The following is a 25500-nucleotide window of genomic DNA, read 5'->3' as shown; positions in this document are numbered from 1 at the left end:
CATCGGATACTGAACAGGCATCTCCCAGCCCGCAAAATCAACCAGCTTACCTCCCAAATCAACGTGCAAGGCGTACAAGGGCGTGCGTTTCGGTGAGGTCATGGCGAAAACCTTCTGTGGTTCAATTTGTCAGAACGCATATCCGCCAGTCTGACCAAAGTTGCATTTTTTGCAACGATTCAGCCCAGGATTTCCGGCCTGAGCCGCCACCGGACCGGCCAGTATACGGGCGCATGCATCCCTGATGTTCCTATAGGAAACTTTTTTCCGTTACGCAACACTCGCAAAACGATCAGGGTGGCACAGCTTCGTGAATATCCGCAGTGGAGGCCAAACCTGCACCACACAGCTTAAAATTTTCCACCATATATCAGTGAATTGGCAACCAATTGTCAATTCTGACCATTCAATGCGGCGACGGCATGTTCCAGCACCCGGAGACCGGCGATCAGGTCACTTTCAGCCGTGTCTTCGGCAAAATCATGGCTGATTCCGTTGATCGAGGGCACAAACAGCATCGCAACCGGCATCAGGCGTGACACGTTGGTGGCATCGTGCAAGGCCCCCGATGGCATCTGCTGCCAATTGCCCGGCGCGACCTGCTCGGCCCCCCGCTCTAACGCACCGCGCAGCGTCTTATGCATGGCAACAGGCTCTAGCCCCAACATCGTGCCGAAATACAGCACCATCCCCAGTTCCACGGCCACGCTTTCGGCAGTTTCCCGGACGATATCTTCCATGCGGACCAGACGATCTGCATCGCCATCGCGCCATTGCATCGAGAATCGCACCCTCCCCGGCACGATGGAGGAGGCATTGGGATGAAGATCCACGCGCCCGATGGTCCAGACGGTTTGCGGCGTCACAACATTCTGAAACCGGTCATTCAGGCGCGCATTGAACAGGGAGAGGGCCTGAAACGCATCGCGGCGCAGATGCATGGGTGTGGTGCCCGCATGGTTCTGCTGACCCTCAAACGTGATCGACATATCGCGAATGCCGACAATATCCGTGACCACGCCGATCTGCTGATCTGAGGCGTTCAGCGCAGGGCCCTGTTCGATATGCATCTCGATGAAACCACCGAACCGGGACGGGTCCACAAAACCTTGTGAAAGGTCGGCCATACCCGATCGCGCCTCGGCAAATCGGACACCGGAACCGTCGGTCAACGCATCCGCCTTCTCCAGCGGCAACCCGCCGGACCAGACCGCGGACCCGGTGGTGACGCCAAAGCGCCCCTCTTCATCCTGAAAACTCACGACCGAGATTGGGCGGTCGCTGGATCGCGCCACTTCAAGCGCAGCGATGACACCCAGCGCGCCGTCCAGCCAACCGCCTTCGGGCTGGCTGTCGGAATGCGACCCCATCAGCAAAGACGGACCGTCTGCCAACCCGAACAAGTTCCCGACCGGGTCAAAATGCGGTGTCAGGCCAGCCTCGGCCATGCGCCCGGCCAGCCATTTCCGCGCGGCGATATCGGCCTGTGAATAGGCGGGACGGACCACCCCCTTGCCAACACCCGACGCGCCGAATGTGCGCAGCATGTGCAGATCGGACAAGAACCGTTTGTGATCGACTGGCATTGACCCCCTCCTACGCTATCCACGCCGAACATAGCCACAAATGACCCCGCAGCGAGGATTTTTTCGGGCGGGCGCGAAACCCCTCTGGTCCCTGCATGGAACGTGCCCTAAGACGTCTGCGTAAGAGGGACCGACATGTCACATATCACTTTGGTGCGTCACGGGCAGGCCAACACGGCGGCGCGGGACGAGAAGAACTATGACAAGCTCAGCGATCTGGGGCATCAGCAGGCCCGCTGGTTGGGTGCGCATCTGCGGGACACGCGCAGCCATTATACGCGCGTCTATTGCGGCACCCTGACCCGCCACGCCGAAACCGCCGCCAGCATGGGGCTGAATGATCCGATCCGTGACGCGCGGCTGAACGAGATCGAGTATTTCACGATTGCCCAACTGTTCGAGGAGCAGCACGGCGTAGCGGTCCCCACGGATCGCGAGGGCTTTGTCGAGCACCTGCCCAAGACCTTCGCCGCCTGGGCCAAGGGTGACATCGAGAACGCGCCGGAAACCTTTGACCAGTTCGAAACCCGCGTTCGCGATGCGCTGCGCGACATCGGAACCGAGGGCGGGCCAGCCATCGTTGTCACCTCGGGCGGGTTGATCTCGATGGTGGTGCGGCAGGCGATGGGGCTGGACATACCATCCATGGCACGGGTGGCCCTTGCCATCATGAACACCTCGGTCCATCGTCTGCATCCGATCGGTGCGCAGCTGAGCCCGGTTCTGTTCAACGCGGTGCCGCATCTGGAAGCCCCCGACCGGCACTATGCCCAGACGCATCTGTGATCAGCACGGATATGGAGGTTCATGATGCAGCTTTACTATGCCCCACGCACGATTTCCGTTGCCGTTGCCATCGCACTGGAAGAGGCCGGGCTGGACTATGAGACCGTTCGGATCGACTTTGCCGCGGGCGAGCAGACCAAACCGGCCTATCATCAGATCAACCCCAAGGGGCGTGTTCCGGCGCTGGTGGTCGATGGTGGTATCCTGACCGAAACCGGTGCGCTGCTGGACTACGTTGCAGCAATGGCACCCGACGCAGGGTTGGTGCCGGATGATCCGGTCATGGCGGCACGGATGCGCGAGGTGATGTATTACCTCGCCTCGACCATGCATGTGAACCACGCCCACAAAATTCGCGGGCCGCGTTGGGCTGACAGGAAAGCCAGCTGGAATGACATGAAGGACAAGGTTCCGCAAACGATGACCGCATCCTGCGACTATATCTCGTCGAACGGGTTGCGCGGGCCGTTTGTACTGGGCGACCGGTTCTCGCTGGCGGATGCGTATCTGTATGTCGTTTGCAGCTGGCTTGAGGGTGACGGCGTTGACGTCTCGGCCTTTCCCAAGATTTTGGCCTTCCGCGAGGCGATGGAGGCGCGCGCATCGGTACAGGCGGTGCGGGCCGCCGGAATGCTCTGACAAAAGGACAACGCATGACACATCTCTGGGTCCGGGCAGAACAGCGCCCGAACGAAGAACGGGTGGGGCTGACCCCCGAAGGGGCCGCCGCCCTGATCGCGGCTGGTATCCGCGTGACGGTCGAGGAAAGTTCGGTTCGCGCCATTGCGATTGATGGTTACAACGCCGCCGGTTGCGAGATCGCGGCTGAAAATTCCTGGCCCGAAGCGCCGCTGGATGCGATCATCTTTGGCCTCAAGGAACTGCCCGAGGACGGCACCCCCCTGCCCCATCGCCACATCATGTTCGGCCATGCGTATAAGGGCCAGCATTCGGGCCGCGCATTGCTGGAACGGTTCAAGGCTGGCGGCGGCACGTTGTACGATCTGGAATATTTGGTGAATGAGGATGGCCGCCGGGTCGCCGCCTTTGGCTACTGGGCGGGCTATGCCGGGGCTGCGGTCACGCTGAAAACATGGGCCGCGCAGCAACGCGGACAGCAATGCCCGCCGGTCGGCGTCTATCCCGGCAAAGATGCGCTGAATGCCGAACTGCTGGCCGAACTCGACGCGACGGGGGCCACCCGCCCCCGCGCCATCGTCATCGGTGCCCTTGGCCGTGTCGGCACCGGGGCGGCGGATCTGTGCGAGGCGATGGGCGTCCCCGTAACCAAATGGGACATGGCCGAGACCGCCAGCGGCGGGCCGTTCCCCGAAATCCTGAACCACGACCTGTTCCTGAACTGCATCTTCGCCCGCCCCGGCACACCCGTCTTTGTCCCGCAAGAGGCCTTGACCGCCCCGCGCAAACTGACCGCCATCGGCGACGTCGCCTGCGATCCCGACAGCGATTACAACCCGGTGCCTGTGTACGACCGCGCCACCACATGGGACGCCCCCGCCGTACGCGTGGCCACCGATCCGGTGATGGACGTGATGGCCATCGACAACCTGCCATCGATGCTGCCGGTCGAAAGCTCGCAGGACTATGCCGCGCAACTGCTGCCCTCTCTGCTGACGCTGACCGATCTGGACAGCGGCGTCTGGGGCCGGGCAGAAGCAACCTACAAAACCCATATCGAAGGGATCTGAACGATGACCATTCACTGGTGTGGCACCGGCCTGTCGGCCATCCCCGGCCTGCGCCGCCTGATCGAAGGCGGGCACAAGGTCACCGTCTGGAACCGGACCATCGAAAAGGCCCAGGCCGAGGTCGGAGACCTGACCGACGACATCCGCGCCTTTGACATCGACGCTTTGGGTGCGGTTCTGGCAAAGGGCGACGTGATCGTCTCGATGCTGCCGGGCGACTGGCACGTGCCGCTGGCGGAACTGGCGATCTCGAAACAGGCCAATTTCGTCTCGTCGTCCTACATCGCGCCCGAGATACGCGCGCTGGACGACAAGGCGCGCGAGGCCGGTGTGGCGCTGGTTAACGAGGTCGGGCTGGATCCCGGCATCGACCACCTGATGGCGCACGCGCTGGTTGACGACTACCGCGCCTCGGACGCGTTCGATGCGGAAAACCACCTGAGCTTCATCTCGTATTGCGGCGGTATCCCCAAGCACCCCAACCCGTTCCGCTACAAGTTCAGCTGGTCGCCGCTGGGTGTGCTGAAAGCCCTGCGCTCACCTTCGAAATCGATCCGCGACTACGCCCCGCTGGACGTCGTCCGCCCATGGGACGCGATCAGCAGCTATATCGCGCCCCTGGCCACACCGGAAAGCTTTGAGGTCTACCCGAACCGCGACTCGATCCCCTTCATGGCGCAGTACCATTTCGAGGATCACTGGCCGGTCAAGGAATTCGTCCGCGGCACCCTGCGCCTGAACGGCTGGGCGGATGCGTGGGCGGATGTGTTCACGGAAATCGAGACCCTCTCGGGAGCGCAAGGCGACGCCCGCCTGAAAGAGATGTCGGACCAGTTCTGGACCGAAAACGCCTATGACGAGGGCGAGCCCGACCGCGTGGTCCTCTGCGTCGCCCTGAAGGCCGAGAAAGACGGCATTCCGGTCTGGCACAAAACCTACGTCATGGACGCCTGGGGTGACCAACGCGGCACCGCCATGGCGCGGCTGGTGTCGATCCCGGTCTCACTGGCCATCGAGGCCGTCCTGAACCGCGCCATACCCGCAGGCGTGCACGCGGCCCCCAGCGATCCGAAACTGGTACAGGATTGGATGGCTGAGATCGATACGCTGGCGCAGCATCTGCAAGTTGTGGATCATCTGGCCTAAGGCTGGTCACGACACCCGAAACACCAAATAGCCATTCCGTTTCGACTGGAATGGCTATTTGATTTCAGCGGTCACCAAAGACAACGCAAGCTCTTGACGTGGTCGCGTCAGACCACCCCTTCAAATGTAGCGCTGGATTGTGTCCTCGACATCACTTCGGTTTATGCCAAGCTCCGACAGCTCGTGATCTGACATCCGGTTCAACTCCTGAGCCGCACACACAATATCGGCACTGATCCCGCGTATCTTCATTGCACGATCAAACAGTAATAAGGCGCTTGCCGCAGGCGTCATTTCACTCACAGGGTTTCCGTCAAACATCTTTCAACCTCCCGACATGTTCCAAAACCAATGGTGTTCCGTTGCGCCTTCATCTGCGGAGGCGCGGGCCGTTGTAGGTATTGTCATATGCAATCTGGTTGATCTGACTGCGAGGGACGCCAATGTCCTGCAATTGACGGTCGCTCAGGTTTTCCAATACGCGGGTGGCTTGTGCATATGTCCGACGCCGGTTGAGTTCGATGCGGGCGTCTGCGTAGGTGGACATCAGGGAAGCAAGCAGGCTGTTCTGCGGTCTGGCGGTGTGCAAAAGTTCCATTTCTCTCTCCTCCTTGAACTCGGGGTTTCAGGCCGTCTGAGTTCAAATAAAGGAGCGGGTCATTAACGAAACTACGCGGCCTCGTTAATGTTCGTTAACTTTTTGAGATGGGTGATTGCACTGTATGAAAACTGGGCGCTGGCCGCCGCTACATCAGATCATTCTCAACATCCTCAGCCGAAATCCCCAGCGCATCCAGCCCGTTCTCCAGATGATCCGACAGGTGCGGCGTGCCAATCAGGTAATCCGCACAGGGGGTCGAGGCTTCGGATTTGGCCGTTGCGATGGCTTCGGCAAGATCCTCGGCGAAAAAACTCTCGCGGCCGACCCACATGATGGCGACCAGTTCGGCCTGTTCGTCCTCGCTCATGCGGTCGACAAAGGCGCGCAATTCGCCTTCTGCCCGTTCCAGCTCGCGGCCCATCATGGCCACCTGGGCGACTTTTCTTGCCGAAATTTCCAGCATGTCTTCAGCTCCTCGTGTTCGCGGTTCACGGCCATCTGACCTGTTCGCCACGCCCGAGTCTTTGATCTTACGCAAACAAGGCCCGCGCTAGCGCCGGACCCGCGATACCGGATGATCAGGCACCGGCGCGGTGCGAAACGGGCGGAAACGCGCCTTTTTCAGCCACAGCTTCAGCGCCTGCCAGACGATCAGCGTGAATGTCCGTCGCGCCCCAAAAGGTCGGCGCAGCAGCGACCAAAGGATCGTGCGGTTGGTCAGCGGTTGACGCGGTCCGGTCAACGTGGCGATCAGGCCACCACCCTTTCGTCCGTAATCGATCCAGACCCCAACCCGCTCGGGCCGATAGTCAAAGCGGAACGTGTAGCTTCCTTCAATGACCTGAAACGGCGAAACATGCATCAGCTTGTCCGCAACCACCCGATCCGACGGGTCGATCGGCACGAAATCCGGCTTGTGGCAGACATAGCTGTGGCGGGTGCCATAGGTGTTCGTGACCTCGGCCACCACGGCGTATAGCTGATCCTTGCTGTCGAAGCAGAACCAGAAGCTGACCGGGTTGAACACATGGCCCAGCACGCGGGGCTGCGTCAGCAACATGATCTGCGCGGGCGGCGGCACATCCATGTCATCGAACCGCGCCCGCAGCCATTGTGCGCCGACACCCTGCCTCGGTTCTCCGCCATGATCGGTGCCGCGCCAGTTGGTAACGTTTGCCCGGTCGATCGAGAACAGGAAAGGTGTCTCGGGGTCGGCCTCGGGGTCCAGCAGGATATAGTCGACCGAATAGCGAAACGCATTCCGTATCGCGCCTTTGCGTCCGTGATAGGTGTGACCTGCGATATGATCGATTTTCTTCATTTCGCCGCGTATCCGCTGTGCCTGTAAACTGTTCAAATGGCGCTCTTTTCCGCGAACACCGTTTGTATCCAATACGAAACCTAGCGCAGATTGGATTATTTTGTCGCGCGAAAGTGATCCGTCTTGGGCCACCCACCGTAATGTGGTTATGTTTACCGAGATCAATACCGTGACCTTGGACGAACCCGCGGCCGAACGGGCCGCCCCTCAGCCTTGGCGCGCAAAGAAACGCATCAAGGGTAGACAGGTGAACGGAACGAAAGCCAGTTGCGACACCAGGACCGAGTGGGTGGACCATGTTCGACGCATCCGGGACGCGCAGGATCAGGCGGCTTTTGCCGAGCTGTTCCAGCACTTCGCGCCACGCATCAAGGCGTTCCTGATGAAATCAGGATCAGACGCCGCGATGGCCGAAGAATGCGCGCAAGAGGTGATGGCGACCTTGTGGCACAAGGCCCATCTGTTCGATCCGGCACGGGCAACGGTGGCCACCTGGGTGTTCACCATCGCTCGGAACAAACGCATTGACGTGCTGCGCAAGCAACGCCGCCCCGAACCCGAAGAGCTGGGGTGGGGACCCGAGGCCGAGCCGGATCAGGACGATGTCATTGCGTTGCAACAGGAAACCGCGCAACTGCGCAATGCCCTGTCGGCATTGCCAGAGGCGCAGAGACAGCTGATCGAAAAGGCGTATTTCGGAGATCTGAGCCATCGAGAGATTGCATCTGAGACCGGATTACCGCTGGGCACGATCAAATCACGGATACGGCTGGCGCTGGACCGCTTGCGCCACGCGATGAACTGAGATGAGTAAGATGAGCAACCCGATCAAACATCACCTGACGGACGATCTGCTGATGGCTTATGCCGCCGGCTCTCTGCCCGAAGCGTTCGACCTGATGGTCGCGACGCATCTGTCACTGTGTGACCACTGCCGCGCACGGGCCGAGAGCTTTGACGCTGTGGGTGGGCATGTTCTGGAAGAGCAATCCGATGCGATGAGCATGAGCGACACGTCACTGGCTGCCACAATGGCCCTGATCGCCCAAGGCGCACCGACCCCCAAGCCCGCCCGTCCGGGCTGCGCCGTCCTGCCGACCCCCCTGCAAGATTATGTCGGCGGAACTGTGGACGACATCAAGTGGAAGCCCATTGGTATGGGCGTCAAACAGGCGATCCTGCCGACCACAAACGAGGCGACCGCGCGGCTGTTGTTCATTCCGGCGGGTGTGGCCGTGCCGGATCACGGGCATAACGGCACCGAACTGACCATGGTTCTGCAAGGCGCTTTTTCGGACGAAGTGGATCGCTTTGCCCGCGGCGATGTCGAGATCGCAGATGAGGATCTGGAACATACTCCGGTCGCTGATATGACAGAGGATTGCATCTGTCTGGCCGTGACGGATGCGCCGCTGAAATTCACCAAACTGGTGCCACGCTTGCTTCAGCCTTTCCTGCGCATCTGAGCCACCGATTTCATTCTCGCGGCAACACGCGACGTAAGGGGTAGGAATGTGATCCCAAGAATCCTGATGACATTGGCGCTTGTTTGTGTTGCCCCCATCACCTCGGCCCAGATGAAGGCCGAGGTGCAGTTCGAGCCGGGAAATTTTGGCACGATGGTTGGCGGGACCGTCACTGGCGATGAGTATATCGACTATCTGCTCGATGCGCGGGCCGGGCAAGAGATGTTCGCCGAACTTCAAGTCAGCGACACCAATGGAAATGGAGTGATTTATTTCAACATCCTGCCACCCGGCAGCGATGGCGTGGCGATCTACAACGGGTCAATTGAGGGCAACACTGCCCGGATCACCCTGCCCGCAGATGGAGACTATACAATCCGTGTCTATCTGATGGGCAACGACCGCGATTCCGGAAAGACGGTTGGGTACAATCTGGACCTGTCGATCCAATAGGCCCTAGCCTTCGGTCTTGCCCAACGGAACCACGTTTGTGCGATCGTCGGGGGCCAGTTCCTCGAAATCGAAATTGTCCAGCCGCTGCGCCCTGCGGCCCGCCTTTTCCGCGCTGATCTTGATTTCCGATATATCCTTGGCCGCCTGTCCGAAATGCCGATCCAGATTGGACACCCGGTCACCAAGACGTTCCACATCCTTGTGCAGCAGACCCAGTTCCTTGCGGATTGCCCCTGCCTGTTCCCGCATCCTTGCGTCTTTCAGGATCGCGCGCATCGTGTTCAGCGTCGCCATGCAGGTGGTAGGCGAAACGATCCAGACGCGTTTCGAAAAACTCTCCTGCACCAGTTCGGGGAAATTGGCGTGCAACTCGGCATAGACCGCCTCGGACGGCAGAAACATCAGCGCGCCGTCGGCGGTTTCGCCGTCCAGAATGTATTTCTCGGAAATATCGTTGATATGCTTGCGCACCGTGCTGCGGAACATCTGCACCGCCGCCTTCAACTCGGCGTCGTTGGTGGACGCGATCAGCGCCTCATACGCCTCGAGCGGGAATTTGCTGTCGATCACAATCGGCCCCGGCGGGTTCGGCAGGTTGATCAGACAATCGGCGCGACGCCCGTTCGACAGCGTCGCCTGCAACTGGAAACTGTCCGACGGCAGCGCCTTGGAGACGATGTCGTTCAACTGAATCTCACCAAACGCCCCGCGGGTCTGTTTGTTCGACAGAATATCCTGCAAAGACAGCACATCGCCCGACAGTTTGGTGATATTGTCCTGCGCCTTGTCGATGGCGGCCAGACGTTCCTGCAACTGCGTCAGGGATGTTGCGGTCTGTTTCGATGAGCCATGCAGCGATTCCTTCATCCGCTCCTGCATCTCGGCCAAAGCGCGGGCCGATTTCATCGCATTGTCCGCCAGCCGGTCATTCATCTGCTGCTGCACCGAGGACAGGCGCGATTCGACTGTCTGGATCACCTGCACCTGCGCGTTCGCCTGCGTGTCCGAGACATGCTGCAACCCACCGCGCAACTGTTCCTGCCCTTGTCCCAACTGCTGCACGTGCTGGCCCAGATGCGCCATCTGCCGCGCCAGCGGTTCCGTCATCCGGGCCGATCGGTTGGCCGCCCGCAACGACAGGAACAACAGAAGCAGAATCAGCGCCACCACGCCCCCAACAGTCAGGACCACGGGGTCATTCAGCGCGTATTGGGTGCCTGCAATCTCGATCATGTCGCTCAATATGTTCTCGTTTTGTTTCGATCTTCTTAACGCGTTCGCAGCACCGGATCAACTGCGCCCGAACAGCCGTTCGATATCGCTGAGTTTCAGTTCCACATAGGTCGGCCGCCCGTGGTTGCATTGGCCGGAATGGGGCGTCGCCTCCATCTCGCGCAGCAGGGCGTTCATCTCCTCGGCGCGCATCCGGCGGCCCGAGCGGATTGACCCGTGACAGGCCACACGGCTGAGGATCGCCTCGATCCGCGCCTGCACCATCTGGCTTTCGCCCTGATCGGACAGTTCATCAAGGATATCCAGGATCATCGCGCGGGCATCGACCTCACCCAGAATGGCCGGGGTTTCGCGCACGGCAATGGCCCCGCCGCCGAAGGGTTCCAGTGTCAGGCCAAGGCGCGACAGGTCATCGGCCACAGCCATCAGGCGGGCGCAATCGCCCTCGGACAGTTCCACGATTTCCGGGATCAGCAGCGCCTGCGCCGCGACGCCGTTTTCGGCCATCTGGGTTTTGAGTTTCTCATACACCAGCCGCTCATGCGCCGCATGCTGGTCGACGATCACCATGCCATCGGCGGTCTGGGCGATGATGTAGTTCTCATGTACCTGTCCGCGTGCGGCCCCCAGCGGCAGATCCTGCGCTGGGGGTTCATCGGCAACCGGGGCGCTGACAGGCGACGGTTCGACAATACTGCCGCTGTAATCATTGGCCAGTTCGGCGAACCCCGGAGACTGCGCGCGGTACGCGGCCTGCCGTGCTGCAGGAGAGGGCCGGTCCATCTGATAAACCCGCGCCGGCGCAGGTTGCGCCGGTTCCGGGCGCATCGCCCCCAAGGTCGCGTTGGCCACGGTCGAGGACGCGCGATGACCGGCCTCGGCCAGGGCGTGCCGCAGGGCGGACACGATCAGCCCCCGCGCCACACCGGGGTCGCGGAACCGGACCTCGGATTTGGCAGGGTGCACGTTCACATCCACAAGTGTCGGATCACAGTCGATGAACAGCGCCGCCGCCGGGTGACGGTCACGGCTAAGGAAATCGAAATAGGCCGCACGCAGAGCGCCGGTCAGCATCTTGTCACGGACGGGGCGGCCATTGACGAACAGATACTGCGCCACCGCCGCACCGCGCGAATAGGTGGGCAGCGCGGCATAACCGTACAGACGGATACCCTCGCGCGTGGCGTCGATCCGCAGGGCGTTTTCGGCGAACTCGCGGCCAATAACGCGGGCCAGACGGGCGTGCAGCGCGTCGAACAGATCGCCATTCTCGCGGTCGGCGCGGAAGGTCACCCGCCCCTCGCCCCCGCCCGAGACATCGCGCAGGGTGAAGGTCACAGCCGGTTCGGCCATGGCCAGACGTTTGACGGTATCGGTGATCGCCTGCGCCTCGGCCCGGTCGGTGCGCATGAACTTCAACCGGGCGGGCGTGGCGAAGAACAGATCGCGCAGTTCGACAACGGTTCCTGCGCGCAGAGCGGCGGGTTTGACCGCCTCAGCCTTGCCGCCCGCAACATGGATTTGCGCAGCCTCGGCCCCAGGCACCCGGCTGGTGATCGTCAACCGACCCACGGCGCCCAGTGATGGCAGCGCCTCACCCCGGAACCCGAATGTGTGGATATTCAGCAAATCCGACCCATCGATCTTCGAGGTCGCATGCCGCGACAAAGCCAGCGGCAGATCATCCGGCGCGATGCCGCAGCCATCATCGGTGACCCGGATCAGGGTCTTGCCGCCATCGGCAATATCAATGGCAACCCGTGTGGCCCCGGCATCGATTGCGTTCTCGACTAGCTCTTTCACGGCCGAGGCCGGACGCTCCACCACCTCGCCTGCCGCGATTCGATTGATCGCAGCTTCGTCGAGTTGCCGGATGACAGGGCGAATGTCGCTGATATTGGGGTTTGATTGCGCCATACCACCACACCTAGCATAGCCGCACGCGATTCTGCCACCGGTTTGAACGGTGATTCAGCTTGGATTAGCGTTCAGAGAGGGGGAAGTCCGGGCAATCGACGGCGGGCGCATTCGCTGGCCTCGCACCGCAACTGCCCGGACATGCCGAAGTGAGTGGTAGGTATTCAGCCTTCAATGAACACGATCTAACACGCGCTTGCCTAAAAGGCTTATTAAGACTGTCGCTTTGGCCGTCTTGGCAGAGTTCAGCCGATGACCTGCGGACAGCACTGGCAGGAAAACGCCAATTCACGCAGTCGTGTGCGCCCCGACCCGCGTCCGACATGGACCAAAGATTGCGGTCAGGGCCAGGATCAACCCGGACATCGTGGCGATCATGCCTGCGGCGCTGACAGCATCCGCCGCACCCAGCCAGAGCGGGCCGTAGCCCGCCAACACATAACCCGACACGGCTGAAATTACCGCAAAACCAACGCTCCACGCGATTTGGGTTTCCAGCCGGTTGGTCATCATCCGGGCCGCTGCGGGCGGGCAGATGAACATGGCGATCACGATGATCGACCCGACCGCATCAAACGCGGCGACCGCTGCAATCGCCGCCACGATCACCAGGGCCAAACCCAACGCATTGGTGCGGATGCCCATGGTGCGTGCGAACCCTTCGTCAAAGGTCGAGATTTTCAGCGGACGCCAGAACAGGAAGGTGAACAGCAGAACGCCCAGCAGAGCAATGGCGATCCGGGGCAGTTCGGGCGGCAGGCCCGCCAGCGCCTGCCAATCCCAAAGCGAGGACCAGCCGGTTGCATCCAGCCAGATCAGGCTTTCCAGATTGCCGTAAAGCGCATGTTCCACATCCAGATGCACGGTCGAAGTGTCGGTCTGCTCCAACAACAGCACGCCCGCTGCAAACATGGTGGTAAAGACCACGCCCATGGCGGCCCCCGGTTCGATCTGACCCAGCCGCCGGATCGCCTCGATCAGGATCACGGCCACAATCGCCGCGCCCGCCGCGCCCAGCATCATGGGCCAGGTCGAAATCGCTCCGGTCACCAGAAAGGCCACGACAATGCCGGGCAGGACCACATGGCTGATTGCATCCCCGATCAGGGCCTGTTTGCGCAGCACCAGAAAGTTGCCGGGCAGCGCGCAGGCAATGGCCGCAAAGGTACCGATCAGCAGCGGCGTCAGGGACAGGGGGACAAATTCCTCACCGCTCATGCCGGAACCTCCTGCGGGTTGCCGATCCGGCGGTCGATGTCAGCGATCTGGTCGCGGGTCAGCACGGTTTCAATGTCGCGCAACCCGTCATAGAGCGCCGCCGTCGCCTCATGCGCTTGGTCCGCGCGCACGATCTCCCACCGTTTTTCGTCGCGCAAGGCCTTGGCGGCGCGGGCCTTTCCGGCCTCGGTCGCCACCCCGTCGGCGCGGACCAGATCGGCGCGGCGCAGCAGGCGCAGGGTCAGCGGTTCGTAGATCTTTTGACCCTGCGCCAAGGCCAGCAACCCCTGACGGATGTGAACGCGGCGCTGGAAACGCAGGTGACGCAGCACAGCCGCCAACACACCGCGCACCGGCGCAAAGAACAGTGACAGAACGAAGAAGCCGAAACTGACCAGAACGATGATCGGCCCGGTCGGCAGGTTTGGCGCAGTCGCCGACAAAGCGGCCCCGATATAGCCCGCCAAACCACCTGCCAGACCGGCCAAAATCACCACGTTGTCTGACCGTTCCGACCAGAACCGGGCCGTGACCGGGGGGATGATCAGCAAGGCGACAATCAGGATCAGGCCGACGATCTTCAAACCAACCACAGTCACGGCCATAACAAGGCCCATCATGGCAAGATCAATGCGATGCACCGGCAGCCCTCGGGCTGCTGCGTATTCGGGATCGAAGGCAACCAGAGTCATAGGGCGGCGCAGGATCAGGACCAGCACCAGCGTAGCCGCGCCACCGATAGCGATGATCAAAGCGTCTGCCCATAACATCCCGGCGGTCGACCCCAGCAGAACCCCCTCGAGCCCCGCCTGACGGCCGACGCCCATGGTCTGAATGACCGTCAGCAGGACGATGCCAAAGCCAAAGAACACCGACAGGACCGCGCCAATCGCGGCATCTTCGGCCAGACGCGTGTTGCGGGTCAGACAGTTCATACACAGCAGGCCAATCCAGGCCGAGACCGCGGATCCGGCCAGCAGGCCCAGCAGATTGCGCCCATCCCCGCCCAGTGCCACCAGCACCATGAAGGCCAGGCACACACCCGGCAGGGTCGCATGGCTGATCGCATCGCTGACAAGTGCGCGTTTGCGCAGAAACAGGAAAGTCCCGGTCACTCCTGCCGAGACGCCCAGCAAACTCGCACCGATAGCAACCAGCGTGGCGTTATAGCCAAGCTGCAGACTCAGAGCATCCCAGAGCATGTGTTACCCCAGCGCACGCGAAATCTGGTCGATTTGCGCGGTGGCCAGACGGCCCCCATAGGCGGATTGCAGGGTTTCGGCGGTAAACGCCTCGGCCACCGGGCCTTCGGCAACCTTGCGGGTGTTGATCAGGAAGACATGATCGAAATAGTCGGTGACGGTGGCCAGATCGTGATGCACGACCACGACGGTTTTGCCCGCCTCTTTCAGCGATTTCAGCACCGCGATGATGGCCTTTTCGGTGGCCGCATCAACCCCGGCAAAGGGTTCGTCCAACAGATACAGGTCAGCGTCCTGAGCCAGCGCGCGGGCCAGAAACACGCGCTGTTGCTGCCCCCCCGAAAGCTGCCCGATCTGACGATCCGCAAAATCGCGCATGCCCACGCGGTTCAGGCAATCCATCGCCGCCGCCTTATGGCGCGCGCGGACGCGGCCCAGCAGGCCCAGCTGCCGGGACAGACCCATCAGGACCACATCAATCACGCGGGTCGGAAAGTCCCAATCAACACTGGCCCGCTGCGGCACATAAGCGATCCGGGCACGCTGCGCCTCAAGCGGTTCGCCAAACACCGTTACCCGGCCCGACAAAGGGGACACGATCCCAAGCGCCGCTTTCAGCAAGGTCGATTTCCCGGCCCCGTTCGGGCCGATAATGGCTGTCATGGCCCCCGGCTGAACGGTCATGTCCACCGAAAAGACAGCCGGTTTCTGCCCGTAGGACACAGTCAGACCCCGAATGGCCAAGGGGCTGTCGCCTATGCTGTGCTCAACGACCGAGACACCCTTATCTGTGGCCAGTTCAAGCATCGCTCAGAACCCCGCCGACAATCTGCCGTTCAAACCGCGTTCCGGTACATCGGCCCCCAACGCCCCACCAATCACCGTGATGTTGTGATCCAGCATGCCGATATAGGTGCCCTCATACGTGCCCGGCTCGCCCATTGCATCCGAGTACAATTCGCCACCCACAGTCACCTCATGACCCTTGGCCGCAGCCCCTTCGATCAGCGCGCGCATCGAGCGGTCAGAGACCGAACTTTCCACAAAAACAGCGGTCAACTTGCGGTCCACCAACGTATCGACCAGTTCTCCGATCCGGTTCAAACCAGCCTCGGACTGGGTCGAGATGCCCTGAACGCCCATCACCTCGTAACCATAGGCCGCGCCGAAATAGCCAAAGGCATCATGGGCTGTGACCAGCACGCGGTTGTTTTCAGGCACGGCAGTCAAAACCTGATCAGCATAGGCTGTCAAAGCCTCCAGTTCGGCCAAATGCGCGGTTGCGTTAGCGGCAAAAACCTCTGCCGCTTCGGGGCGCGCCTCGGTCAGTGCTGCCTGAACCACGGTCACGACATCGCCCCAAAGGGTCGGGCTCATCCAGACATGCGGGTCGTATTTGTCGGCGTAATCGTCATGGGCGCGCAGCTTGGTCTTGTCGATGCCTTCGGCCACCGCGATCACGGTCTGTTTGCGTCCGAGATCGCCGAAGAAATCTTCCATCTGCGCTTCGAGGTAGAGACCATGCCACAGCACAAGATCGGCACGGGTCATCGCAACGATGTCACTGCGGGTCTGGCGATAGGCATGCGGGTCGACGCCGGGGCCCATCAGGCCTTTCACCTCGACCTGATCGCCACCCACCTGTCGCACGGCATCCGCGATCATCCCGGTGGTGGCGACAACTTTCAGCGGTGCCTCCGCCCATGCGGCGAACGGCATCGATGCGGCAAAAGCCATGGCAGCAAGAAAACTGCGACGAATCATGTTCAGACCCCAGATTAGGTTCCGTGTTGAGATTGAATATGAGAACCATTCGCAACTAAGTCAACGCAATTGCGAATTATTCGCAACAAAACCTGCAATTATTTTTCCAAATGGTCAAAAAATTTGCACCCAAGCGCACCTGATACCTTCCATTTGCGGGCGTCCCGTGCGATTTTGGCGCAAACCTCCCAAAGGACGTGATGATGGATACGCAGAGCTCAGAAAGCCCCGTGCGCACCGCGCATCTGCCGCAAGTGACCGAACCCAGAAACCCCGGTATGGAGCTTGATCTGGACTGGGTCCGCGCGGTGCAGGCCAATACCTCGGCCATTGAACGGCGCGCGGCGACCCTGCCCGGTCGGCGGTCGGTGAAGAAAGAGTATCAGGCGGCATGGCTGCTGAAGGCGATCACGATGATCGACCTGACCACCTTGTCGGGTGATGATACGGTCGGTCGCGTGCGCCGCCTGTGCGCCAAGGCGCGGCAGCCGGTATCGTCGGCCACCCTGCAGGCGCTGGACATGCCACCGATCACCACTGGGGCCGTTTGTGTCTATCACGACATGATCGACACGGCGGTTCAGGCGCTTGAAGGCACCGGCATCCCCGTCGCCGCAGTCTCCACCGGCTTCCCGGCGGGCCTTTCGCCGTTCCATCTGCGCGTGGCCGAGATCGAGGAAAGCGTCAAAGCCGGGGCCGAAGAGATCGACATCGTCATCTCGCGCCGTCACGTGCTGTCGGGGGATTGGCAGGCATTGTATGACGAGATGAAGGCGTTCCGCGTGGCCTGCGGCGATGCCCATATCAAAGCCATTCTCGCGACCGGCGAACTTGGGTCGCTGCGCAACGTCGCGCGCGCCTCGCTGGTCTGCATGATGGCGGGGGCGGATTTCATCAAGACCTCGACCGGGAAGGAAAGCGTTAATGCCACCCTGCCCGTGTCGCTGGTGATGATCCGGGCGATCCGGGATTACTATGATCGGACCGGGTATCGCGTTGGCTACAAGCCTGCGGGCGGGATTTCCAAAGCCAAGGACGCGCTGGTCTACCTGTCGCTGATCAAGGATGAGCTGGGCGACCGCTGGCTGGAACCCGACCTGTTCCGCTTTGGTGCATCGTCGCTGCTGGGCGATATTGAGCGGCAGTTGGAACACTATGTGACCGGGGCTTACTCGGCTGGGTACAGACATTCCATGGGCTGAGCCCGTGGACAGGTCTGGACAGCGAGTATTTGGGAAAAGATGAAGCAATGACAGTCAAAGAGATTTTCGAGACCATGGAATACGGCCCCGCCCCCGAAAGCGCTGCCGAGGCGCTGGCCTGGCTGGCCGATCAGGGCGACACGTTCGGCCATTACATCGATGGGGCCTTCACCAAGCCCGGCAAAGGCTTCGACAGCCGCAACCCGGCGACCGGAGAGGTGCTGGCCAAGCTGACACAAGCCAAACAGGGTGATGTGGACGCTGCCGTTGCTGCCGCCCGCAAGGCACAGCCTAAATGGGAGAAGCTGGGCGGCGCTGGTCGTGCGCGATACCTCTATGCCATAGCGCGGCTGCTGCAGAAACATGCGCGGCTGTTTGCGGTGCTGGAGAGCATGGACAACGGCAAACCGATCCGTGAATCGCGGGACATCGACATCCCGCTGGCTCAGCGGCACTTCTATTACCACGCGGGCATGGCGCAGTTGATGGAAAGCGAATTGCCCAATGCTGAAGCGCTGGGCGTGTGCGGTCAGATCATCCCCTGGAACTTCCCGCTGCTGATGCTGGCATGGAAGATCGCGCCGGCGCTGGCGATGGGGAATACGGTGGTTCTGAAACCGGCCGAATATACCTCGCTGACCGCTTTGCTGTTTGCCGATATCTGCTCGCAGGCCGGGTTGCCGAAAGGTGTCGTGAATATCGTCACCGGCGATGGGGCCGTGGGTGAGACGATCGTGAACGCAGACGTGGACAAAATCGCCTTCACCGGTTCGACCGTTGTTGGGCGGCGCATTCGTGAGGCGACGGCGGGTTCCGGCAAGGAACTGACGTTGGAGCTGGGCGGCAAGTCGGCCTATGTCGTGTTCGATGACGCCGATATCGATTCCGCCATCGAAGGTCTGGTGGACGCGATCTGGTTCAATCAGGGTCAGGTCTGCTGTGCGGGCTCCCGCCTGCTGGTGCAGGAGGGCATCTCCGACCGTTTCCACGAGAAACTGCGCGCCCGGATGGACGGTTTGCGCATCGGTGATCCGCTGGACAAATGCATCGATGTCGGCGCGGTTGTGGACCCGGTGCAGTTGCAGACTATCAAAGGGATGGTCGAAAGCAACACGGTGGGCCACGTGCATCAGGCGGCCTGTGACCTGCCTGCAAACGGCTGTTACTATCCGCCGACGCTGATTTCGGGGCTGGAGACCTCGGACCCGCTGATGCAGGAGGAGATTTTTGGCCCGGTACTGGTGTCTTCGACCTTCCGCACCCCGGAAGAGGCGGTGGAACTGGCCAACAACACCCGCTACGGGCTGGCGGCGACAGTCTGGACCGAGAATGTGAACCTCGCGCTGGATATCGCGCCCAAGCTGGTTGCGGGCGTGGTCTGGGTGAACGCGACCAATCTGTTCGACGCTGCCGCCGGATTCGGCGGCGTGCGCGAAAGCGGCTTTGGTCGTGAAGGCGGCTGGGAAGGTCTGACGGCCTACACCAAACCCAAGGGCAAGGCCAAACCTTTGGCCAAGGTCGAGGCGGCGACCGGCGAAGGTACTCCGGTCGATCCGATCGACCGCACCGCCAAGATGTATGTCGGCGGCAAGCAGGCGCGGCCCGATGGCGGCTATTCGAAGCCCGTCTGGGGCAAATCCGGCCTGCTGGGCCATGTGGGTCTGGCCAACCGCAAGGACGTCCGCAACGCGGTTGAGGCGGCGGCGGGGGCCAAGGGCTGGTCCAAAACCACCGGCCATCTGCGGGCGCAGATCCTGTATTACATCGGCGAAAACCTCTCGGTCCGTGCCAGTGAATTCGCCGCGCGGATCGACGCCATGACCGGCAAAAAGGACGGCGCGAAAGAGGTCGAAGCCTCGATCCAGCGCCTGTTCACCGCTGCGGCCTGGGCCGACAAATATGACGGTCAGGTGCATGGCGTTCCGATCCGGGGCGTCGCCATTGCCATGAAAGAACCGGTTGGCGTCATCGGTGCGCTCTGCGCGGATGAGGCTCCGCTGCTGGGTCTGGTCTCGGCCATGGCCCCTGCGATTGCGATGGGCAACCGGGTGGTTCTGGCGGCCTCCGAGCCCTATCCGCTGGCGGCGACGGATTTCTATCAGATCCTCGAAACTTCGGACGTGCCTGCGGGCGTGGTCAACATCCTGACCGGCAGCCACACAGAACTGGCGAAACCGCTGGCCGCGCATCTGAACGTGGATGCGGTCTGGTCCTTCTCGTCCACCGACCTGTCGGCCGAGATCGAGGCGGCATCAGCCGGGAACCTGAAACGCACATGGGTCAATAACGCGACGGCAGTCGATTGGGGCGTAGACCATTCCCGCCGCTTCCTGCAAGCTGCGACCGAGGTGAAGAACATCTGGGTGCCCTACGGCGAGTAGGGCTCCCGCATCACGGGAGGCCCATATGGATTTTTCAGGACAAACCGTCATCGTCATCGGCGGCACCAGCGGCATCAACCGAGGCATTGCCGAGGCGTTTGCCGCCTCGGGGGCCAAGCTGGCCGTCGCCAGCCGGTCTCAGGAGAAGGTGGACGATACTGTTGCCGCATTGAAAGAGGTCGGTGCGGCGGATGCCATCGGCGCGGCCTTTGACGTGCGCGACCCGGATGCGGTGGCCGAGGGGTTGAAACAGTTCCACGAGGCGTTCGGGGATTTCGACGTTCTGGTCTCGGGCGCGGCGGGCAACTTCCCGGCGCTGGCCTCTGAAATGTCGGTCAATGCGTTCAAAACCGTGATCGATATCGACCTGATGGGCACGATCCATGTGATGAAAGGGGCCTATCCCTACCTCAAGCGCCCCGGCGCGAGCATCATCAATATCTCGGCCCCGCAATCCTATCTGCCCTATGAGGGCCAGTCGCATGTTTGCGCCGCCAAGGCAGGGGTCGATCAGATCACCCGCACCTTGTCGATGGAATGGGGGATCGAGGGCATCCGTGTGAACTCGGTTGTGCCGGGCTTTATCGAAGGCACCGAAGGCGCCAAACGCCTGACGCCATCGGACGGCGCACATGAAGAGATCCGCAAGGATGTGCCGCTGGGCCGATGGGGTCAGCCGCAGGATGTGGCCAATGCCTGCCTGTTCCTCAGCTCGGACATGGCCAGCTATATCAGCGGCACGGTTCTGGCTGTTGATGGCGCACTGTATCAGCGCGGCTCGGGCAAATTCGGGCAGATGATGGGCGACATGCTGCGTAGCATGAAAAAGGGCTGAACCCCTTACAAGACGCGCAGCAACGTCCAAAGCAACCCCGGGCACAACGCTCTTACTAAACGGAGCAGCCTCGCAGAAATCTGCGCGGGGCTTTCTGCGGTTCGCCTAATTGCTTACGCTTTTCAGAACTTGTTGATGGAACGCGCCTTGTGCATCCTCATCAGTAGGTCTTACCACCCATTCCCTATCCAATTTCAGCGCTCCTGCGGGTACGATTTGCCGCGCGATCTCGGGTGGTGTGGTGTCGTCATACGTTCCGTTCTGCCAGTCGTGAAAGGCTGAAGAGTATCGCACGACCGCCTCGCTGGTCGGCAACTCCAGCACCCCGCCCTCGGCAAAGAATACCAACCCATCGCCCATTTCTTCCCCGATGAGTTTGAGCCTGTTTCCCAAACGATGCTTTAGGATGGCAACAAACACGATCGCGGCAGAGAACGTGAATTTGTCGACAAGCACAACAACCTGCTTGCTTGCGCTTTGCGAGATTGCGTCGATCAACGGCATCGCTAGAAGAAAATTGCCGCCAGTGTTTCCGCGAACGTCAATTAAGAGTGTTTTGTTTGAGCAGGCACCTACGCGGTCCGCTGCATCTGAAATGGCTTCAGGCAGATCACGTTCGCCCGGATCAAAGAAACTTGGCAACAGAATTGAAAGCCCAAGTTCGTGCCAGTCCTTTATGCCCACAAAGGTTTCGGGTTCCCAGGCCGGATCAGCCCTGCCATGCTCGTTTCGCGGGTAGAGCGTTGATGCAGGAACCCTAGTCCCGTTCTCCAGTTTGATATCGGCTATCTGCCCGTTCTCGTCCTGCACGCGATACTCGGTCGTATCGTCCACTGAGGCAAAACCCAAGCGAGCCAGAGCGTATGGCCACGCAAGAAGGATCGATCCGATGACCCGTTTCCTTTGGCGCGTTCCCGCCAGAAAACGTCTTGAGGCGGCTTCGATTTGCCCCAAAGGTGCGCCGTTGACGGCAATCAACTCTCCTCGTGGCGCGGTTATTTCTGGTGTTGCACCAACCAAATGGTGGCCCGTCCCGACGCTTACAAATCTCAGCGGAAGCACCGAGATGCCATCGTTTGGAATCAACCGTGTGTGCCCGTTGTCGGGAAGTGCCAACAGGCGCATCGCGGAAAACAGAAAATCCTCTTTGGACCCCTCGAATACGCATCGTCGGGTGTCACTGATGCAGTTGTCTATCACTGTTTGGTCGATCCGCCGAAAGCTGGGATCGGTCGGCAGGGCAGTTTCCAATATTAGCGCAAAGTCTTGCGTCAGCGACATACGTCACGGTGCGCAGAACTGATGGACGATGTCCAGACTGGGCTCTGCGCTGACACTAAAGTCCAGAAGATCTGGCGGACCGCAGAGCCGCTGCCCCTTGAACAGCAACACTTCCGGTAGGAAGCCGGGTCCGGGTTATCCCTGACTCAATTTGTGGTATCCAAACCCACTGGTTTGCCCACCACGGTGAAATGCAGGCCCTCGGGGTCCAATAGTTCGCTGGCCACACGGTTCACATCCTCAAGAGTCACGGCGTTTACCTTGTCGTTGCGGGTGGCGATGTAGTCGATGGGCAGGCCCTGCATCTGCATCCCGACCATGATCCCAGCGATCTGGCCATTGCCATCAAAGCGCAGCGGATAGGCACCGGTCAGGTAGGTCTTGGCGTCGTCCAGTTCCTTCTGGGTCACGCCTTCGTCGGCGGCGCGGGCCCATTCGGCGCGGATCACCTCGACCGCTTCGGCAATACGGTCATTGGCCGAAGACACCGAGCCAAGATAGACCGAGGCCAGATCCTTGGGCACCAGATAGGTTGCCACCCCATAGGTCAGACCCCGCTTTTCGCGCACCTCCTGCATCAGGCGGCTTTCGAACCCGCCGCCGCCCAGAATGTGGTTCAGAATAAAGGCGGGGAAGAAATCCGGGTCGTCGCGATCCATGCCTTCATGGCCAAACAGGGCCACGGATTGCGGCGTGTCGAACTCGACCACGCTGATGCCGCCCTCGATCGTCACATCGGCCTTGCCGGGGATCAGCTTTCCGGTGTCCGGCAAATCGGCCAGCAGATTGTCCAGCAGCGCACCCAATTCCTCGGCTGTGATGTCTCCGACCGCGCCGACATACAGACGGTCCTTGGCGAAGACATTGCCATAGGCCTCGACCACATCATCACGCGTCAGGGCCGAGACGCTTTCTATGGTGCCCTTCCCTTCGGACCCATAGGGGTGATCGCCATAGGCCATGGCCGAGAAATTGCGACCCGCAATGTCATTGGGATCGGTCGCATCCGACCGCAGCGCCGACACAATCTGCGCTTTGACCCGATCCACCGCGTCCTGATCAAACCGGGGCTCGTGGATGGTGGTCCGCAACAGATCCGTCACCTCATCCCGGTTTTCGGTCAGAAACCGGGCCGAGATCGAAACGCTGTCATCCGAGGCGTTGTAACTGAACGATGCGGCCAGAGCCTCCAATTCACGCGCATAGGAGCGCGAATCCATGTCTCCGGCACCTTCTTCAATCAGCCCACTCATCAGGTAAACCGCGCCGCGCTTGTCGGGATCGTCCAGCGATGTTCCGCCGCGAAAGCGCAGTTCCAGCGCTGTAAAGGGGATCGAATGATCCTCGACCAGCCAGGCGGTGATGCCCCCGGGCGAGGTGACCTCTTTGATCTCGATCTCGGCCCAGGCCGGTAAAGCGAACAAAAGCGCGATCAGGGGGGCAAAAAACCGTTTCATTGCGTCACCTCATCTTCGCGCATCAGCCAGCCGGTGACCGACGCCTCGCGTTGCAACACGTCGCGCGCGGCGGCGATGATCTCATCGCCCGTCACCGCTTGCAGAATATCGGGCCAGGCCTGCACGTCCTCGACCGTCAGACCACTGGTCAGGGCCCGGCCATAGCGGTTGCCGATGCCGTCCACATTGTCGCGCGCATAGATCTGGGACGCGCGCAGCTGCATCTTGATCCGGTCCAGATCCTCTTCGTTCACACCCTCGGCGATGAAATCGGCCACGGCCCGATCCATGGCATCCTCGGCCTCTTGCAGGGACACGCCTTCGGCTGGAACCACCAGCAGATCAAAGGTCGTGTCATCCAGCGAAACCCCGCGGTAGAAGGACCCGGCATAGACGGCGATCTGCTGATCCAGTTGCAGCTTTTCATTCAAGTAAGAGGTTGTGCTGCCCCCCAAGAGTTCCGCCAGCAGGAACAGGGCCGCTGCCGTTTCCTGCGCGCCCGGATCGCGTTCAGGGGCCAGATAGCTGCGCTGCACATATGGCTGCGCCACGCGCGGGTCCTTGAAGGTCAGGCGGCGTTCGGCGGTGTGCGGCGGTTCTTGCGACCGCACCCGTTCGGGCAGGTCCGGGTTGGCCGGGATCACGCCATAGTACTTTTCGGCCAGCGCCCGCACCTCATCTGAATCCACATCCCCGGTCACGACCAGAATGGCGTTGTTGGGCGCATAATGGGTTTCGTAGAAGGACAGCGCGTCCTCCATATCCAGCGTCTCCATCTCGTGTTTCCAGCCGATGATCGGTACGCCGTATCGGTGGTTCAGGTACTGGGCCGCGTTCATCTGCTCGCCGAACAGGGCGCGCGGATTGTTCTCGGTGCGCTGGTTGCGTTCTTCCAAAATCACGTCGCGCTCGGTCAGGATGTCATTTTCCGACAGGCGGATATTGCGCATCCGGTCTGCTTCCATCCGCATCATCAGTTCAAGCCGGTCGGCGGCGACACGCTGGAAATAGGCGGTATAGTCATACGAGGTGAAGGCGTTGTCATTGCCGCCATTGGCCGCCACGGTGGCCGAAAACTCACCCGGGGCCAGCGTGTCCGTGCCCTTAAACAGCAGATGCTCCAGAAAATGCGCAACACCGGACGAGCCGACGGGTTCATCGGCAGACCCCGCGCGATACCAGACCATATGTTGCACGACAGGGGCGCGGTGATCTTCGATCACCACGACGTCCATGCCGTTGTCCAGCGTGAAGGTTGTAACCGCCTCTTCCTCATCCGCAAAAAGGGGCGTCGCGGCGATCAGGGCAGCCGACAGGGCAAGGGCCCGAACCATGGGGCATCCTCCGTTTCGTTATCCGACTAAAGCTACGGTGGTGCGCGGCAGGTTCAAGGGAGATGACAGAAAGTTAAGAATTATTCATCCGGCGGTGACGACGGTGTCTCAAACCCTGCGCGGCGGGCGGCTTCGGTTTCAGCCTGCGGGTTGATCGACTGCCGCTCATAGACCTGTGCGTACCGATCCACAGGGAACAGGCGCAGGCCGGTCCAACGGCCGCGGCGTTTGCGGAACGCATCATCTTCGGCCTGAACCACCTGACGCGTATCAGGCGGCACACCGTAACGGCCCGATGCAGCCACCAGCGCGGCATCAGACGAAGGAACCGCCCCGTTCGGGTTCAGCGCGCCAGCGTTTCCGCCCAGCGCCGCAACCACATCAGCCTGCGGGTTCGGATCGGTCAGGTTGCCCCCACCCGGAGTGGGCGCAGGCAGGAACGCATAATCCTGTGGCTGTGTCAGCGGTTTGACCGGCAGGACCGAGAATTCATCGGGCCCCTGCCCCGGCGGTTCCAGCGTGCGCAAACCAGAGTTCGAGCACGCCGCAACAGCGACGGCAAAGATCAAAGCAATTGGGGCGCGCGACAACCGCATCAGAGTCTCCAG

The 25500-nt window shown here is 61.2% G+C and carries 25 protein-coding genes; 10 read left to right on the top strand and 15 right to left on the bottom strand.

Translation table 11 applies throughout. The annotated features are described in order from the left end of the window. Window positions 1–392 precede the first annotated feature (392 nt). The gene (locus ACR0LW_RS15930; RefSeq protein ID WP_480883224.1) at window positions 393–1586 is read right to left on the bottom strand and encodes a Zn-dependent hydrolase; all 1194 of its coding nucleotides are present in this window, start codon (window positions 1584–1586) and stop codon (window positions 393–395) included. A 135-nt stretch (window positions 1587–1721) separates the two neighbouring features. Here ACR0LW_RS15930 and ACR0LW_RS15925 point away from each other — a divergent pair, with 135 nt between their 5' ends. The 4 genes from ACR0LW_RS15925 to ACR0LW_RS15910 are packed head-to-tail and all read left to right on the top strand — an operon-like array spanning window position 1722 to window position 5227. Continuing rightward, window positions 1722–2372 (top strand): histidine phosphatase family protein, encoded by a 651-nt coding sequence (locus ACR0LW_RS15925; protein WP_480883223.1) that lies wholly within the window; start codon window positions 1722–1724, stop codon window positions 2370–2372. Between the two features lie 24 nt (window positions 2373–2396). Beyond that, a complete protein-coding gene (locus ACR0LW_RS15920) occupies window positions 2397–3011 on the top strand; it encodes a glutathione S-transferase family protein (protein WP_480883222.1) in 615 nt (204 codons plus the stop codon). A 14-nt stretch (window positions 3012–3025) separates the two neighbouring features. Continuing rightward, entirely contained in the window at window positions 3026–4081 is a 1056-nt protein-coding gene (locus ACR0LW_RS15915; protein WP_480883221.1) for a saccharopine dehydrogenase, read from the top strand. A gap of 3 nt (window positions 4082–4084) precedes the next feature. Then, window positions 4085–5227 (top strand): saccharopine dehydrogenase family protein, encoded by a 1143-nt coding sequence (locus ACR0LW_RS15910; RefSeq protein ID WP_480883220.1) that lies wholly within the window; start codon window positions 4085–4087, stop codon window positions 5225–5227. 120 nt (window positions 5228–5347) lie between these two features. Here the strand turns inward: ACR0LW_RS15910 and ACR0LW_RS15905 are convergent, their stop codons facing one another. From ACR0LW_RS15905 to ACR0LW_RS15890, 4 genes are all read right to left on the bottom strand, one after another. Next, complete coding sequence (locus tag ACR0LW_RS15905; RefSeq protein WP_480883219.1) at window positions 5348–5548, bottom strand: YjiS-like domain-containing protein; 201 nt, start codon at window positions 5546–5548, stop codon at window positions 5348–5350. A gap of 49 nt (window positions 5549–5597) precedes the next feature. Beyond that, window positions 5598–5825, bottom strand: a complete 228-nt coding sequence (locus ACR0LW_RS15900) for a YjiS-like domain-containing protein (RefSeq protein WP_170521357.1) — start codon at window positions 5823–5825, stop codon at window positions 5598–5600. A gap of 148 nt (window positions 5826–5973) precedes the next feature. Next, complete coding sequence (locus tag ACR0LW_RS15895; RefSeq protein WP_480883218.1) at window positions 5974–6291, bottom strand: DUF3775 domain-containing protein; 318 nt, start codon at window positions 6289–6291, stop codon at window positions 5974–5976. Between the two features lie 87 nt (window positions 6292–6378). Continuing rightward, the gene (locus ACR0LW_RS15890) at window positions 6379–7149 is read right to left on the bottom strand and encodes a DUF1365 domain-containing protein (RefSeq protein WP_480883217.1); all 771 of its coding nucleotides are present in this window, start codon (window positions 7147–7149) and stop codon (window positions 6379–6381) included. A 148-nt stretch (window positions 7150–7297) separates the two neighbouring features. Between ACR0LW_RS15890 and ACR0LW_RS15885 the strand changes: the two genes are divergently transcribed. Genes ACR0LW_RS15885 through ACR0LW_RS15875 form a run of 3 tightly spaced genes read left to right on the top strand, consistent with a single transcriptional unit; the run spans window position 7298 to window position 9068 of the window. Next, window positions 7298–7954, top strand: coding sequence for a sigma-70 family RNA polymerase sigma factor (locus ACR0LW_RS15885; RefSeq protein ID WP_170521351.1), 657 nt, complete (start codon window positions 7298–7300; stop codon window positions 7952–7954). A 10-nt stretch (window positions 7955–7964) separates the two neighbouring features. Continuing rightward, window positions 7965–8615 carry a ChrR family anti-sigma-E factor gene (locus ACR0LW_RS15880; protein WP_170521409.1) on the top strand — a complete coding sequence of 217 codons (651 nt, stop codon included), beginning with the start codon at window positions 7965–7967 and terminating at the stop codon, window positions 8613–8615. A gap of 48 nt (window positions 8616–8663) precedes the next feature. Next, the gene (locus ACR0LW_RS15875) at window positions 8664–9068 is read left to right on the top strand and encodes a hypothetical protein (RefSeq protein WP_480883216.1); all 405 of its coding nucleotides are present in this window, start codon (window positions 8664–8666) and stop codon (window positions 9066–9068) included. Window positions 9069–9071: 3 nt separating this feature from the next. Here ACR0LW_RS15875 and ACR0LW_RS15870 read toward each other — a convergent pair whose 3' ends face one another. The 6 genes from ACR0LW_RS15870 to ACR0LW_RS15845 form a co-directional block, all read right to left on the bottom strand. After that, the gene (locus ACR0LW_RS15870) at window positions 9072–10301 is read right to left on the bottom strand and encodes a DNA recombination protein RmuC (protein WP_480883227.1); all 1230 of its coding nucleotides are present in this window, start codon (window positions 10299–10301) and stop codon (window positions 9072–9074) included. Window positions 10302–10358: 57 nt separating this feature from the next. Continuing rightward, the gene (gene mutL / locus ACR0LW_RS15865; RefSeq protein ID WP_480883215.1) at window positions 10359–12218 is read right to left on the bottom strand and encodes a DNA mismatch repair endonuclease MutL; all 1860 of its coding nucleotides are present in this window, start codon (window positions 12216–12218) and stop codon (window positions 10359–10361) included. Between the two features lie 288 nt (window positions 12219–12506). Then, window positions 12507–13436, bottom strand: a complete 930-nt coding sequence (locus ACR0LW_RS15860; protein ID WP_170623185.1) for a metal ABC transporter permease — start codon at window positions 13434–13436, stop codon at window positions 12507–12509. After that, window positions 13433–14638: a metal ABC transporter permease gene (locus tag ACR0LW_RS15855; RefSeq protein WP_480883214.1), complete on the bottom strand. Its 1206-nt coding sequence runs from the start codon at window positions 14636–14638 to the stop codon at window positions 13433–13435. The genes ACR0LW_RS15860 and ACR0LW_RS15855 overlap by 4 nt, the downstream gene beginning before the upstream one ends. 3 nt (window positions 14639–14641) lie before the next feature. After that, entirely contained in the window at window positions 14642–15445 is an 804-nt protein-coding gene (locus tag ACR0LW_RS15850) for a metal ABC transporter ATP-binding protein (RefSeq protein WP_170623189.1), read from the bottom strand. A 3-nt stretch (window positions 15446–15448) separates the two neighbouring features. Further along, complete coding sequence (locus ACR0LW_RS15845; RefSeq protein ID WP_480883213.1) at window positions 15449–16402, bottom strand: metal ABC transporter solute-binding protein, Zn/Mn family; 954 nt, start codon at window positions 16400–16402, stop codon at window positions 15449–15451. A gap of 203 nt (window positions 16403–16605) precedes the next feature. Between ACR0LW_RS15845 and deoC the strand changes: the two genes are divergently transcribed. Genes deoC through ACR0LW_RS15830 form a run of 3 tightly spaced genes read left to right on the top strand, consistent with a single transcriptional unit; the run spans window position 16606 to window position 20820 of the window. Beyond that, window positions 16606–17604 (top strand): deoxyribose-phosphate aldolase, encoded by a 999-nt coding sequence (deoC, locus tag ACR0LW_RS15840; RefSeq protein WP_480883212.1) that lies wholly within the window; start codon window positions 16606–16608, stop codon window positions 17602–17604. 47 nt (window positions 17605–17651) lie between these two features. Next, window positions 17652–19985 (top strand): aldehyde dehydrogenase family protein, encoded by a 2334-nt coding sequence (locus ACR0LW_RS15835; protein WP_480883211.1) that lies wholly within the window; start codon window positions 17652–17654, stop codon window positions 19983–19985. A 25-nt stretch (window positions 19986–20010) separates the two neighbouring features. Continuing rightward, complete coding sequence (locus tag ACR0LW_RS15830) at window positions 20011–20820, top strand: SDR family oxidoreductase (RefSeq protein WP_170521336.1); 810 nt, start codon at window positions 20011–20013, stop codon at window positions 20818–20820. Between the two features lie 105 nt (window positions 20821–20925). Here ACR0LW_RS15830 and ACR0LW_RS15825 read toward each other — a convergent pair whose 3' ends face one another. The 4 genes from ACR0LW_RS15825 to ACR0LW_RS15810 all read right to left on the bottom strand — a co-directional run bounded on the left by ACR0LW_RS15825 (window position 20926) and on the right by ACR0LW_RS15810 (window position 25488). After that, window positions 20926–22101, bottom strand: coding sequence for a S41 family peptidase (locus tag ACR0LW_RS15825; RefSeq protein ID WP_480883210.1), 1176 nt, complete (start codon window positions 22099–22101; stop codon window positions 20926–20928). Between the two features lie 146 nt (window positions 22102–22247). Then, window positions 22248–23558, bottom strand: a complete 1311-nt coding sequence (locus ACR0LW_RS15820; RefSeq protein WP_480883209.1) for a M16 family metallopeptidase — start codon at window positions 23556–23558, stop codon at window positions 22248–22250. Then, window positions 23555–24892: a M16 family metallopeptidase gene (locus ACR0LW_RS15815; protein WP_480883208.1), complete on the bottom strand. Its 1338-nt coding sequence runs from the start codon at window positions 24890–24892 to the stop codon at window positions 23555–23557. The genes ACR0LW_RS15820 and ACR0LW_RS15815 overlap by 4 nt, the downstream gene beginning before the upstream one ends. 80 nt (window positions 24893–24972) lie before the next feature. Beyond that, the gene (locus tag ACR0LW_RS15810) at window positions 24973–25488 is read right to left on the bottom strand and encodes a DUF3035 domain-containing protein (protein ID WP_170453645.1); all 516 of its coding nucleotides are present in this window, start codon (window positions 25486–25488) and stop codon (window positions 24973–24975) included. Window positions 25489–25500 lie beyond the last annotated feature (12 nt).

The organism is Ruegeria sp. N4, assembly GCF_056531425.1.
The sequence above is the reverse complement of the archived record's forward strand: the minus strand, read 5'-3'. Positions and strand labels throughout refer to the sequence as shown.